Below are 13,094 nucleotides of genomic sequence, written 5' to 3' on the forward strand. Positions count from 1 at the left end.
TATTCCGAAATAGTATTGACGCCCCGCGGGGCGCGTGTCAGATTCTCCGGCTATTCCATTTGGCGGGCCGTGAAGTACGAAAGGGTCTCGACCGCCGAAGGTTAACGACGTTTTCCGAAGCATTTCCGCCCCGGCCGGAAGTGGCGGTTTCGTCGTATCACCTGTTGCCTATGCAGCAACAACAAGCGGGTACCAGCCTCCATAACGCGGGCCCCAAGAAAAAAGTGGCCTTTGTCGCCACAGTCGAATCGTAGGGAGAGTTAGCATGTTTGATCGGCATTTTGCCGTTTGGCCTGAAAACCTGCCGCATCACCTGACCATTCCGGAAACCAGCCTTTGCACCAATCTTGATGTCTCCGCGCTGCGCTATCCGGAAAAACCGGCCATCATTTATTACGACCACACCATCACCTACCGGGAACTGAAGCGCCAGGTCGACGCTCTGGCCGGCTACCTGCAAACATTGGGCGTGGACAAAGGTGACCGCGTCCTGCTGTACATGCAGAACGCTCCTCAATTCATCATCGGTTACTACGCCATTCTGCGCGCCAACGCCATCGTCGTGCCGATCAACCCGATGAACCGCACGGCGGAACTGGAACACTACCTGGAAGATACCCAGGCAACGGTGACGCTGGCGGCGCAGGAGGTGTTCGCCAATATCGCGCCGCTGATCGGCACCCGGCAGCTGCGCCATGTCATCGTGGCGTCCTACAGCGACTATATTGATCCGCAAACCGATCTGGACCTTCCCGCGGAAGTGCGAGCACCGGCGCAGCCTTTGCAAACCGAAGGCGCCATCGCCTGGCGCGACGCCATCGACGCCGGCAAGACCCCCGGAGAATTGCTGGTGGGGCCGGATGACCTGGCGGTGTTCCCCTACAGTTCCGGGACCACTGGCGCTCCCAAAGGCTGCATGCATACCCACCGGTCGGTGATGGCCACCTGTGTGCATGGCGTGGCCTGGCGTTCCGGTGGCGGCAGTGAGGGAATCATCCTCTCCACCCTGCCGTACTTCCATGTCACCGGCATGCAGGGCGCCATGAACGCGCCCATCTACACCGGTGCCTGCATCGTGCTGATGACCCGCTGGGATCGCCGTACCGCGGCTACTCTGATTCAGCGTTATCAGGTCACCAGTTGGACCAACATCGTCACCATGGCCATCGATCTGCTGTCCGATCCGGAGGTTGAGTCCTTCGATCTGTCCAGCCTGCAGAACATTGGTGGCGGTGGCGCGGCCATGCCGGAAGCGGTCTCCGACAAGCTGTTCAAGCTTACCGGCCTGCGCTATATCGAAGGGTATGGCCTCTCCGAGACCATCGCCGCCACCCACATCAATCCCGCCGAGAAGCCGAAGAAACAGTGCCTTGGCATTCCGGTTTTCGACGTGGATTCCCGCGTCATCGACCAGGACACGGGCAAGGAGCTGGGCGTCGGGGAAGTGGGCGAGATCATTTCCCATGGTCCGCAGATTTTCCAGGGTTACTGGAACCGTCCGGAGGAAACCGAGAAGGCCTTCATTGAACTGGATGGCAAGCGGTTCTTCCGTACCGGTGACATGGGGTACTACGACGAAGAAGGCTATTTCTTCATCGTTGATCGGGTGAAACGCATGATCAATGCGTCAGGCTTCAAGGTCTGGCCCGCCGAAGTGGAAAGCCTGATGTACCGACATCCCGCCATTCAGGAGTGCTGCATCATCTCCGCGCCGCACGAGCGCCGTGGCGAAACCGTGAAAGCTTGTGTGGTTTTGAGCGCCAAGGATAAAGATAACGTCAGCGAGGACGATATCATCACCTGGTGCAAGAATGAGATGGCCGCCTACAAAGTGCCGCAGATCGTCGAATTCCGTGATGAGCTGCCTCGTTCTCCCACCGGCAAGGTGATGTGGCGGGCGTTGCAAGAACAGGAATGGGCGAAGAGCGAAAGCGCTTCCTGATCCTTTGAGCAACGGCAATCCCGGTGGTGGATTGCCGTTGCTGTTTTCGCACTGCGAAATACTATTCCGAATATTGACGCTTCGGTGAGGTGCTGTTAGCGTCTTGGCTTTCATGCACCATCGTGCATGAAAGTGTGCCGGCGAGAGCGTCCGTACCATAACAACCCAGAAAGTGAAGCGTGCCATTTGGCGGTAGAGAGTGGCAGTGGAGAGTGGCGGTGGAGCGTCACTGGATAACTACACAAGGCGCGTTTCATTATTATTATAAGGAGTCGCAGTTTTGGACTTGTTTCTGCAGCAAGTGCTCAATGGCCTGACCCTGGGAAGCATTTACGGCCTGGTTGCCCTGGGCCTGACCCTGGTCTATGGCATTCTCCATGTTCCCAATTTCGCCCACGGTGCGCTGTATATGGTGGGGGCCTATGTGGCTTACTTCACCATGGTGGACCTGGGTCTGAACTACTGGCTGGCGATGATCGCCGCCGGCGCGGTAGTGGCCATCCTTTCCGTTCTTTGTGAGCGTCTCGTCTTTCACCCGCTGCGTCATGCGCCGCCCATTCACGACAAGATCGCCGCCATCGGTATCCTGTTGTTCCTGGAGGCGGTGGTGCAGATGTATTGGGGCGCGGATTTCCGCCGCATGCCCACACCCTATACCGAGATCCTGCATTTCGGCGGTCTCACCATTCCGGCTCAACGTCTGTTGATCATCGCGGGTGCCTTCGGCCTGATGGGCGCCTTGCACCTGTATCTGAAAAAGACCATGACCGGCGCCACCATCATCGCCATGGCGCAAAACCGGGAAGGCGCCTTCCTGGTGGGCATCGACGCCAACCGCGTGGCGATGATGACATTCGCCATCGCCGGCATGCTGGCGGCGGTGGGCGCGACCCTGTTCGCGCCGATCAACCTGGTCTACCCGGCCATGGGGCATCTGCTGATCATGAAGGCCTTCGTGATCATTATTCTCGGTGGTATGGGCAGCATTCCCGGCGCCATCGTCGGTGGTCTGATCATTGGTTTCGCCGAAGCCCTGGGCGGTTTCTATATCTCCAATGAATACAAGGACGTCATCGCCTTCGCGTTGCTGGTGGTGATTTTGTCGGTCAAACCCACCGGGCTGTTCACCAAGGGGGTGCGCTAATGGATCGCCTGATGAATTTCCTGGTCAGCCCGGTGCTGAAATGGGCCTTGCTGGTGTTGGCGGTGGTATTCCCGCTGATCTCCAGTAACGAGTACCACATCTACGTGATGGCCACGGCCTTTATCTGGGCCATCGCCGTTTACGGAATGAACATCATCACCGGTTATTGTGGCCAGCTGAATCTGGCTCATGGCGGCTTTTTCGCCATTGGTGCCTATGTGGTGGCGATCCTGACGGTGGATCACGAGTGGGCGTTCTGGCCGGCGTTCATCGCCGCCGGTCTGGCCGGCGCCATCTTTGGTTTCCTCGTCGGCGTGGTGTCCCTGCGTCTGAAGGAGCATTACTTTGCCATCTTCACGTTGTGCGTGGGCTTCATCATTTACCTGCTACTGGAAAAGTGGGAGGCACTGACACACGGTTCCCTCGGCATTATCAACATCGCCCCGCCGGAAGGGTTTGGTTTCGTGGATTTCACCGAGACCGTGCCGTTCTACTATCTGGTGCTGGCGTTCCTGGTGCTGTCCGTGTGGCTGGTGAGCCGCCTTTCCCGTTCGCTGTTGGGCCGGACTTTTCTGGCCATCCGCATCAGTGACGACCTGGCGCAATCGCTTGGCATAAACCTGATGCGCAACAAAGTCCTGGCGTTTGTGTTGTCCACCGTTTACGCCGCCTCGGCCGGCGCTTTGTACGCTGGCGTGGTGCGTTTCATCGGCCCGGCGGAAGCGGACGTGGTGCATACCTTCGACATGATCACCTACCTGCTGGTGGGCGGCATCGGCACCTTGATGGGGCCGCTGCTCGGCACCCTGGCGATCACCTGGCTGACGCAGATGCTGCAGTCCCTGGAAGAGTACCGCATGATCATCTTCGGCCCGATGCTGGTGATCCTGGTGATCTTCTTCCCGCGCGGTATCGTTGGCGGTTTCCTGACCTGGCGCGGACGTCGCCTGGCCAATAAAGCGTCTCAACAGGATCAGGGCGGGGAATCCCGAGCCTCCGTCCAAACCCCCAGCACGCCCAGCGCGGACAAACAGGAGGCCGGCAACAATGCTTAAGATCAGTAATCTGACCAAGCGTTTCGGCGGCCTGGCGGCGGTCAATAACGTCAGCGTGGAATTTCCCGCCAATCAGGTGAACGCCATCATCGGCCCCAACGGCGCCGGTAAAAGTACTTTCTTCAATCTGGTGGCCGGAGCGATGCCGCCCAGTGAAGGCAAGATCGAATATCAGGGCATGGACATCACCGGCATGGCGCCGGACCGGATTGCCCGTCTCGGCGTGGCGCGGACTTTCCAGACCACCATGCTGTTCGATCAGTCCACCGTGCTGGATAACCTGATCGTCGGTCACCGGCTGCGCACCCAGTCGCGCCTGTGGGACGTGATCATCAACTCCAAGCGTCTGCGTGACGAGGAGAAGAAGTGCCGCTCCCGCGCCGCCGAGGTGCTGGACTTCGTCGGGCTGTCCCATATCGGTCATCGCTACATCGCCGATATCAGCCAGGAAGAACGCAAGCGCGTGGCCTTCGCTTTGGCCATGGCCACGGACCCGGAATTGGTGCTGCTGGACGAACCGGCTGGCGGTATCAACCCCGAGGAGACGGAGAATCTGGCCGACCTGATTCGCAAGATGGTCAAGCACGGCATCACCGTCTGCCTGATCGAGCACAAGATGGACATGATCATGAGTCTGGCGGACAAGATCATGGTGCTGGACCACGGCGAGAAGATCGCCGAGGGAACCCCGGAACAAATCAAGAACGATCCGGTGGTCATCGAGGCTTACCTGGGGAGTGAACAAGATGTTGAAGCTTGAAAACGTCGACGCCAAGTACGATAGCTTCAAGGCCCTGGATAACGTGTCCATGACCGTGGGGCAGGGCGAGCTGGTGGTGCTGCTGGGGGCCAACGGCGCCGGCAAGACCACCTTGTTCAACACCATTAGCGGTCTGCTGAAGCCCTCCGCCGGCAGCATCACCCTGAATGGTGAGGACGTGACCGGACGGCGGCCGTCCGCGCTGGTGCAGGCCGGCGTGGTGCAGTGTCCGGAAGGCCGCAAGCTGTTCCCGGAAATGTCGGTGATGAAGAACCTGGTGTTGGGCGCTTACGTGCATCGCCGCGACAAGGCCGGCATCAAGAAGACCCTGGACCAGGTGCTGGAAATGTTTCCGATCCTGGAAGAGAAGAAAAACCAGGCGGCGGGATCGCTCAGTGGCGGCCAGCAGCAGATGGTGGCGATCGGCCGTGCTCTGATGGGGCGCCCGAAGCTGCTGATGCTGGACGAGCCGTCCCTGGGGCTGGCACCGCTGGTGGTCAAGCAGATGTTCGAGACCATCCAGACCATCAACCGCGCGGGCACCACGGTGTTGTTGGCGGAGCAGAACGCCTTTGCCGCGCTGAAGATCGCCACCCGTGCCTATGTGATCGAGAACGGTCGCCTGGTGATGGAAGGGGACCGCGATGCCATGCTTGGTAACGAGGCGGTGCGTAAAGCCTATATCGGTGCCTGATCACAATCCGATTAGCGGCCCCTGGCGGCCTCTGCTCGGTGCTTTATGATCGTTAACGTGCGTTAGCGTAATGTGCTACGTCTATAACTGATCCCTACAATAAATGGGAGTGAAGTAATGAAACTGAAGAAAACGTTTGTTCGCCTGGCCACCGCCAGTGCTCTGGTTATGGGTATGGGGGCCGTCAACGCCGCCGAAGTCAACATCGGCTTTACCGGTCCGCTCAGCGGCGGCGCGGCGCTGTACGGTGAGAATACGCTGGAAGGCCTGCGCATGGCGGCCGAGGAAATCAACGCCGCTGGTGGCGTGAAAGTCGGCGGCGAAAGCTACGAAATCAACATCGTTTCCCTGGACGACAAGTATTCCCCGAGCCAGGCGGCGGTGAACGGCAAGCGCCTGGTACAGCAATACAAAACCCCGGCGGTATTTACTCCGCATTCCGGCGGCACCTTTGCTCTGCAGGCCTTCAATCAGCGTGATGGCTTCATCGTCATGTCCTACACCTCGATCCCGTCCGTGACCGAGAAGGGCAACAAACTGACCGTGAAGATTCCGCCGTCCTTCACCGACTACATCGAGCCGTTCTCCAAAATGGCCATGGAAACGTCTGGCAAGAAAGTGGCGGTGGCCAACGCCACCCACGACTACGCCAAGTACTGGACCAAGGCGTTCGTGCCGAAGTGGGAAGCCATGGGCGGTGAAGTGGTCGCTGACAACCCGATGGACTACAACAAGTCCGCGGACTTCTACACTGGTGTAAGCAAGGTGCTGGCGGCCAAGCCGGACGTGCTGTTCATCGGTGGCGCCTCCGAACCCACCGGTCTGGTGGTGCGTCAGGCCCGTGAGCTGGGCTTCAAGGGCAGCTTCATCCTGATGGACCAGGCCAAGATCGATGAAGTGGCGAAAGTGGCCGGTGGTTTGCAGGCGGTGGAAGGTTCCGTGGGCGTCACGCCGCTGGGCAGTTCCGAAATCGAAGGGGCGCGCAAGTTCGTCGAGAAGTACCAGCAGAACCACAAAAACGTGGCCACCTCCGAAACCGCATACAACTACTTCGCCATGCATATGCTGGCGCAAGCCATGCAGGAAGCGGGTTCCGTGGATGACCCGGCCAAGATCCGCGCCGCCATGCCGGCCGCGTTGAAAAAGATCCCGGCCGAGTACAACCCTTACGACGTGAACGGCATTTCCGAAAACGGCGCTCTGGAGACCGATGTGCAACTGGCCCAGGTCATCGATGGCAAGGTGGTGCTGCGTCGCCTGTCTGATGTGCTGAGTCAGTAATTTTTCCTAGGTCGTTTCTTCAAGGGCACCCGACGGGTGCCCTTGTCGTTTCCGGCCTATACCCATGGCGTGGTTGGCTCTGTGCCATGGCATGGGTTGGGGGTATGGTATTCAAACCGAATGGTATCGACTGGGACCGGTGACTCGGAATCATCCGCTTCCAAGCCTTGGTCCGATAAATGAAATGATATTCCGAAATAATTGATAATGGGCCGGGTTTTCTTATACTGGGACCCCCCCGGGATCTATCCCGCGCCCGTATTCCCATGGTTTCCGTGATGCTCGTCGTTAAACACGGAGGCCAACCTTTAGGTAAGGAGGAACCATGAGCGAGGTTGTCAGCTACCGCCGTGAAGGCGAAATCGGCGTTATCAGTGTTAATTACCCCCCGGTGAACGCCCTGGGACAAGGGGTGCGCGAGGGCCTGCAGAGCTGTCTGCGGGAAGGGCTGGCGGATGATCAGGCCAAAGCCCTGGTGGTGATTGGTGAAGGCCGTACCTTCCCCGCCGGCGCCGACATCCGTGAATTCGGCAAGCCGCCGGCCGGCCCGGCGCTGCCCGATGTGATCAACGAATACGAAAGCAGCGAGAAGCTGGTGATCGCGGCCATCCACGGCACCGCTCTGGGTGGCGGTCTGGAAGTGGCTCTGGGCTGTGACTATCGTGTCGCTCTGGATTCCGCCAAGGTGGGTCTGCCGGAAGTGAAGCTGGGCCTGCTGCCCGGCGCCGGTGGCACCCAGCGTCTGCCGCGCCTGGTGGGCGCCAAGGCTGCCCTCGACATGATCGTCGGCGGCAACCCGGTCAAAGCCAAAAACGCCCTGCAAATGGGTATTGTTGATGACGTGGTCAGCGGTGACCTGCTGGAAGGCGCTCTGGCCTATGCCCGCAAACTGGTTGCCGACAAAGCGCCGCTGCGTCGCATTCGCGATCTGGACGTACAGACCGAGGAAGCCGATCTGTTCGCCAGCTACGAGAAATCCATCGCCCGCAAACAACGTGGCTTCAAAGCCCCGTTCCACTGCATCAAGGCGGTACAGGCGGCGGTGGAACTGCCGTTCGAAGAGGGCATGAAGCGTGAGCGCGAGTTGTTCGGTGAGCTGCTGGTCAGCTCCGAGTCCGCGGCGCAGCGCCATGTCTTCTTCGCCGAGCGCGAAGTGGCCAAGGTGCCGGGCCTGCCCAAGGACACTCCCAAGCGTGAAGTCAACAGCGCCGCCGTGATCGGTGCCGGCACCATGGGCGGCGGCATCGCCATGAACTTCGCCAACGCCGGCATTCCGGTGAAGATTCTGGAAGTGAAGGAAGAGGCCCTGGAAAAGGGCATCGCCATCATCCGCAAGAACTACGAAAACACCGCCAAGAAAGGCCGTCTGACCCAGGAACAGGTGGAGCAGCGCATGGCGCTGATCCAGCCGACCCTGAGCTACGACGACCTCGGTGATGTGGACGTGGTGATCGAGGCGGTGTTCGAGAACATGGACGTGAAGGAAGCGGTGTTCAAGGAGCTGGATCGGGTTTGCAAACCCGGCGCCATCCTCGCCACCAACACCTCCACGCTGGACGTCAACCGCATCGCCAGCTTCACCAAACGTCCGCAGGACGTGATCGGCATGCACTTCTTCAGCCCGGCTAACGTGATGAAGCTGCTGGAAAACGTGCGTGGCGAGAAAACCGCGGACGACGTCATCGCCACCGTGATGGACCTGAGCCGCCGCATTGGCAAGGTTGGCGTCCTGGTCGGTGTCTGCCACGGCTTCGTCGGCAACCGCATGCTGCACAAGCGTCAGGCGGAAGCGGTGCAACTGGTCAATGAAGGCGCCAACCCGGCGCAAGTGGACAAGGTGCTGTTCGATCTGGGCTTCCCCATGGGGCCGTTCGCCATGTCCGATCTGGCCGGCATGGATGTGGGTTACCGTATCCGTGAAGAGCTGCGTAAGGAAAACCCGGAAAACGCGCCGGCGCGTAACTGGACCGACGAGCTGGTGGAAAACGGCCGTATGGGCCAGAAAACCCAGGCCGGCGTGTTTGATTATAAAGAAGGCGACCGTACCCCCGTGCCGTCCGCCGAGGTGGACAAGATCATCGCCAAATTCCGTGAGGAAAATGGCATCGCCACCCGTGAGGTGACGGATCAGGAAATCCTCGAGCGCTGCATGTACGTGATGGTGAACGAAGGCGCCAAAATCCTGGAAGAAGGCATCGCCGCCCGTCCGCTGGACGTGGATGTGATCTGGATCTACGGCTACGGCTTCCCGGTTTACCGTGGCGGCGTACTGTTCTGGGCGGATCAGGTGGGCCTGAAGACGATCTACGACAAAGTCAGCCAGTTCCACCAGGAAACCGGCGATGACGTTTGGAAACCCGCGCCGCTGCTGGAGAAACTGGCCAAAGAAGGCAAGGGCTTCTACAGCTGAAGCAGACAATGAAAATCGCGGCCCCTGGAACGCGGGGCCGCGATGTCAGTGTCGTTGCGAGAACAACGAGAGGACGTTATGGATATTAACTTTACCGCTGAGGAAGCCGCTTTCCGCGATGAGGTCCGCGCCTTCCTGAAAGACAAGCTGCCCGCGGATATTTCCCGCAAGGTCAAGGAACACAAACGCCTTGGCAAGGAAGACACGGTCCGCTGGCAGAAGATTCTCAACGAGCAGGGCTGGCTGGCTCTGCACTGGCCGAAAGAGTATGGCGGTACCGGCTGGAGCCCGATCCAGAAGCACATCTTCGAGGAAGAATGTGCCGAGGCCGGTGCCCCCACCGTGCTTCCGTTCGGCGTCAACATGGTCGCTCCGGTAATCATCAAATTCGGTACCCAGGAGCAGAAGGACTACTACCTGCCGCGTATTCTCAAGAGCGAGGACTGGTGGTGTCAGGGTTACTCCGAGCCGGGCGCCGGTTCCGATCTGGCCAGCCTGAAAACCCGCGCCGTGCGCGAGGGTGATCACTACGTGGTCAATGGCCAGAAAACCTGGACCACCCTGGGGCAGCACGCCGACATGATCTTCTGTCTGGTGCGCACCGACCCGGAGGCGAAGAAACAGGAGGGTATCTCCTTCCTGCTGATCGACATGAACACCCCCGGTATCACCGTGCGCCCGCTGATCACCCTGGACGGCGAGCACGAAGTGAACGAAGTGTTCTTCGACGACGTGAAAGTGCCGGTGGAAAACCTGGTCGGCGAAGAGAACAAGGGCTGGACCTGCGCCAAGTACCTGCTGACCTTCGAACGTACCGGCATCGCCGGCGTCGGCCAGTCCAAGGCTGCCCTGGCGCACCTCAAGCAAGTGGCCGCGCAGCAGATCAGCAACGGCCGCCCGCTGATCGAGGACCCGCATTTCCGCCGCCGCCTGGCCGATGTGGAAATGGAGTTGATGTCCCTGGAAATGACCAACCTGCGTACCGTTGCCGCCGCCGAGGCCGGTGGCGTACCGGGGGCGGAAAGTTCCTTCCTGAAAATCATGGGCACCGAGCTGCGTCAGGAAATCACCCACCTGTTCCGCACCGCCGCCGGTCCTTACGCGCTGCCGTTCCTCAACGAAGCGCTGCACGATGATTTCGACGGCAACTATGTCGGCCCGGAGTTTGCCGCTTCGGTATCCGCCCGCTACTTCAACTTCCGTAAGCTCTCCATTTTCGGGGGCTCCAACGAAATTCAGAAGAACATCATCTCCAAGATGATTCTCGGTCTGTAAGGAGGCGATCATGGATTTCAAACTTAGCGACGAGCAGCGCATGCTCGAAGAGACCGTCGGTCGCCTGGTACGTGATACCTATACCTTCGAGACCCGCAACAAAATCCTGGAATCCGAGCAGGGTTTCAGCGCCGACGTCTGGCAGCAGTTCGCCGAGCTGGGCCTGCTGGGCGTACCGTTCTCCGAGGAAGCCGGTGGCTTCAACGGCGGTGGCGCGGAATTGATGGTGGTGGCGGAAGGCTTCGGCCGTGGTCTGGTGGTGGAACCGTACCTGGCCACCGTGGTGCTGTGCGGCACTCTGGTGGACAAGCTCGGCAGCGACCAGCAGAAAGAAGCCCTGATACCGGCGATCATCGGCGGTGAAACCCGCCTGTCCCTGGCGTTGTATGAGCCGAATAGCCGCTACGAGCACAACCGTGTCACCACCAGCGCCAAGAAAGACGGCGAAGGTTATGTCCTGAACGGCGAGAAGGCCGTGGTCATCAACGGTGACAGCGCCGACCAGCTGGTGGTCATCGCCCGCACCTCCGGTGCCGAGGACGATCGTGACGGTCTCAGCGCCTTCCTGGTGGACGGCAACGCCGCCGGCGTCAGCCGCCGCGGTTACCCGACCATCGATGGTCTGCGTGCCGCCGAAGTCGTCCTCAAGGACGTGAAGGTCGGCGCCGACGCGCTGCTGGGCGCGGAAGGCCAGGCCATTGACGCCCTGGAGGATTCCCTGGCACTGGGTCTGGTGGCTCTGTGCGCGGAAGCGTCCGGCGCCATGGAAGTGGCTTGTGATCAGACCCTGGAATACATCAAGGAACGCCAGCAGTTCGGCGTGCCGATCGGTAAATTCCAGGCGCTGCAACACCGCATGGTGGAAATGCGCATGGAACTGGAAAAAGTGCGCTCCATCACCATGCTCGCCGCTTGCAGCCTGAACGAGTCACGTGAACTGCGTGACAAGCGTCTGGCCGCGGCCAAGGCGCAGGTCGGCAAATCCGGCCGTCGCGTGGCGGAGGAAGCGATCCAGCTGTTCGGCGGCATGGGCATGATGGAAGAAACCCCCATCTCCCACTACGCCAAGCGCATCGTGATGATCGATCATCACCTGGGCGACAGCGAATACCACTTCGGCCGGCTGGAAAGCCTGCTGGACGTGGAGTAAAAAGAAGGGGCGGCCGAGAGGCCGCCTTTTTTTCAGTTAATAGTTAATAGTGAACAGTTAAGCCCCCTGTGGGAGCTTGCCTGCAAGCGAAGGCCTCAACGTTACCTATCAACTATCAATTGATTAAATAATAAAATTCGGGAGAGTTTGTATGACCGTGAATCGCCAGATCATTCTCGCCAAGCGTCCGGAAGGCATGCCGGACGAATCCAACCTGGTGCTGCAGGAAGGCGCCGTGCCGGAGTGTGGCGACGGCCAGGTACTGGTGCGCACCATTTATCTGTCCCTGGACCCGTACATGCGTGGCCGCATGAGCGCGGCCAAATCCTACGCCGCCAGCGTCGAGGAAGGCGCGGTAATGGAAGGGGGCACCGTGGGGCAGGTGGTGGAATCCCGCCATCCGGATTTCAATCAGGGTGACTACGTGCTCGGCCGCGGCGGCTGGCAGGAGTACTCCGTGGAACAGGGCAAGGCACTGCGCAAGCTGGATCCGGCGCAAGCGCCGATCAGCACCGCCGTGGGCGTGCTGGGCATGCCCGGTTTCACCGCCTACGCGGGTTTGGAAGAGATTGGCAAGCCGCAGAAAGGCGAAACCGTGGTGGTGTCCGCCGCCGCCGGAGCAGTGGGCCAGGTGGTGGGCCAGATCGCCAAGATGAAAGGGTGCCGGGTGGTCGGCGTGGCCGGTGCCGAGGACAAGTGCCGCCAGGTAGTGGAGGCTTACGGCTTCGATGCCTGCGTCAACTACAAGGATGATGACTTCGAGAAGCAATTGGCCGAAGCGTGTCCCAACGGCATTGACGTTTACTTCGAAAACGTCGGCGGCAAGGTGTTCGACGCGGTGATGGGGCTGGTCAATGATTTTGCCCGGATCCCGGTTTGCGGCCGTATCGCCCACTACAATGACACCGGCCTGCCGCCGGGACCGGATCGTCTGCCCGCGTTCATGGGCAAGATTCTGGTCAAACGGCTGCTGCTCAAGGGCTTCATCCAGTTCGATTACATCCACCGTGCCGCCGACTTCCAGCGCGACATGAGCGCCTGGATTCGCGAAGGCAAGGTGAAGTATCAGGAAGATGTGGTCGAAGGCCTGGAAAACACGGTATCCGCGTTCCAGGGTCTGCTGCAGGGCAAGAACCGTGGCAAGCTGTTGATTCAGGTGGGGGAAGACCCGACCCGCTGATCGCGGCCCGTGAGCCGCTCCTGCAATTGGCATCACGAGGTCCTGTAGGGGAGCGGTCCACGGACCACTGGTGTCCCACGAATTTTGACGGTACTGGTGCATGGCTTCTGAAGCCCGGATCGTCCATTGCCGAGTTGCCCGGCTGTGGGAGCTTGCCTGCGAGCGAATGGGCTTCCGGGCCTCTGGATTCGCTTGCAGGCAAG

10 protein-coding genes are annotated in these 13,094 nt (G+C 60.0%); all 10 read left to right on the top strand.

Annotation, left to right across the window (positions count from 1 at the left end; translation table 11 throughout):
- Positions 1–265: 265 nt before the first annotated feature.
- The 10 genes from RYH70_RS07850 (at position 266) to RYH70_RS07895 (ending at position 12,891) form a co-directional block, all read left to right on the top strand.
- Positions 266–1,942 carry a long-chain fatty acid--CoA ligase gene (locus RYH70_RS07850; protein WP_022994061.1) on the top strand — a complete coding sequence of 559 codons (1,677 nt, stop codon included), beginning with the start codon at positions 266–268 and terminating at the stop codon, positions 1,940–1,942.
- Between the two features lie 280 nt (positions 1,943–2,222).
- Complete coding sequence (locus tag RYH70_RS07855; RefSeq protein WP_022994062.1) at positions 2,223–3,086, top strand: branched-chain amino acid ABC transporter permease; 864 nt, start codon at positions 2,223–2,225, stop codon at positions 3,084–3,086.
- Complete coding sequence (locus RYH70_RS07860; RefSeq protein WP_317010004.1) at positions 3,086–4,141, top strand: branched-chain amino acid ABC transporter permease; 1,056 nt, start codon at positions 3,086–3,088, stop codon at positions 4,139–4,141. Before RYH70_RS07855 ends, RYH70_RS07860 begins: the two co-directional genes overlap by 1 nt.
- Positions 4,134–4,901, top strand: a complete 768-nt coding sequence (locus RYH70_RS07865) for an ABC transporter ATP-binding protein (RefSeq protein WP_022994064.1) — start codon at positions 4,134–4,136, stop codon at positions 4,899–4,901. Before RYH70_RS07860 ends, RYH70_RS07865 begins: the two co-directional genes overlap by 8 nt.
- Positions 4,888–5,595, top strand: a complete 708-nt coding sequence (locus tag RYH70_RS07870; RefSeq protein WP_317010005.1) for an ABC transporter ATP-binding protein — start codon at positions 4,888–4,890, stop codon at positions 5,593–5,595. Before RYH70_RS07865 ends, RYH70_RS07870 begins: the two co-directional genes overlap by 14 nt.
- A 117-nt stretch (positions 5,596–5,712) precedes the next feature.
- Positions 5,713–6,876: an ABC transporter substrate-binding protein gene (locus RYH70_RS07875; RefSeq protein WP_063140161.1), complete on the top strand. Its 1,164-nt coding sequence runs from the start codon at positions 5,713–5,715 to the stop codon at positions 6,874–6,876.
- 325 nt (positions 6,877–7,201) lie between these two features.
- Positions 7,202–9,286: a 3-hydroxyacyl-CoA dehydrogenase NAD-binding domain-containing protein gene (locus RYH70_RS07880; protein ID WP_317010006.1), complete on the top strand. Its 2,085-nt coding sequence runs from the start codon at positions 7,202–7,204 to the stop codon at positions 9,284–9,286.
- Positions 9,287–9,364: 78 nt separating this feature from the next.
- Positions 9,365–10,561, top strand: a complete 1,197-nt coding sequence (locus tag RYH70_RS07885) for an acyl-CoA dehydrogenase family protein (RefSeq protein WP_022994068.1) — start codon at positions 9,365–9,367, stop codon at positions 10,559–10,561.
- A gap of 10 nt (positions 10,562–10,571) precedes the next feature.
- The gene (locus RYH70_RS07890; RefSeq protein ID WP_022994069.1) at positions 10,572–11,711 is read left to right on the top strand and encodes an acyl-CoA dehydrogenase family protein; all 1,140 of its coding nucleotides are present in this window, start codon (positions 10,572–10,574) and stop codon (positions 11,709–11,711) included.
- 151 nt (positions 11,712–11,862) lie between these two features.
- On the top strand, positions 11,863–12,891 hold the full coding sequence (locus RYH70_RS07895; RefSeq protein WP_022994070.1) for an NADP-dependent oxidoreductase: 1,029 nt from the start codon (positions 11,863–11,865) through the stop codon (positions 12,889–12,891).
- Positions 12,892–13,094: the final 203 nt, after the last annotated feature.

Source organism: Alloalcanivorax xenomutans, assembly GCF_032810065.1.
GTDB classification, from domain to species: domain Bacteria; phylum Pseudomonadota; class Gammaproteobacteria; order Pseudomonadales; family Alcanivoracaceae; genus Alloalcanivorax; species Alloalcanivorax xenomutans.

Bases quoted from the DNA above. Each gene is read 5' to 3' on its own strand.
- RYH70_RS07850 (WP_022994061.1), top strand. From the start codon at position 266: ATGTTTGATCGGCATTTTGCCGTTTGGCCTGAAAACCTGCCGCATCAC.
- RYH70_RS07860 (WP_317010004.1), top strand. From the start codon at position 3,086: ATGGATCGCCTGATGAATTTCCTGGTCAGCCCGGTGCTGAAATGGGCC.
- RYH70_RS07865 (WP_022994064.1), top strand. From the start codon at position 4,134: ATGCTTAAGATCAGTAATCTGACCAAGCGTTTCGGCGGCCTGGCGGCG.
- RYH70_RS07870 (WP_317010005.1), top strand. From the start codon at position 4,888: ATGTTGAAGCTTGAAAACGTCGACGCCAAGTACGATAGCTTCAAGGCC.
- RYH70_RS07875 (WP_063140161.1), top strand. From the start codon at position 5,713: ATGAAACTGAAGAAAACGTTTGTTCGCCTGGCCACCGCCAGTGCTCTG.
- RYH70_RS07880 (WP_317010006.1), top strand. From the start codon at position 7,202: ATGAGCGAGGTTGTCAGCTACCGCCGTGAAGGCGAAATCGGCGTTATC.
- RYH70_RS07885 (WP_022994068.1), top strand. From the start codon at position 9,365: ATGGATATTAACTTTACCGCTGAGGAAGCCGCTTTCCGCGATGAGGTC.
- RYH70_RS07890 (WP_022994069.1), top strand. From the start codon at position 10,572: ATGGATTTCAAACTTAGCGACGAGCAGCGCATGCTCGAAGAGACCGTC.
- RYH70_RS07895 (WP_022994070.1), top strand. From the start codon at position 11,863: ATGACCGTGAATCGCCAGATCATTCTCGCCAAGCGTCCGGAAGGCATG.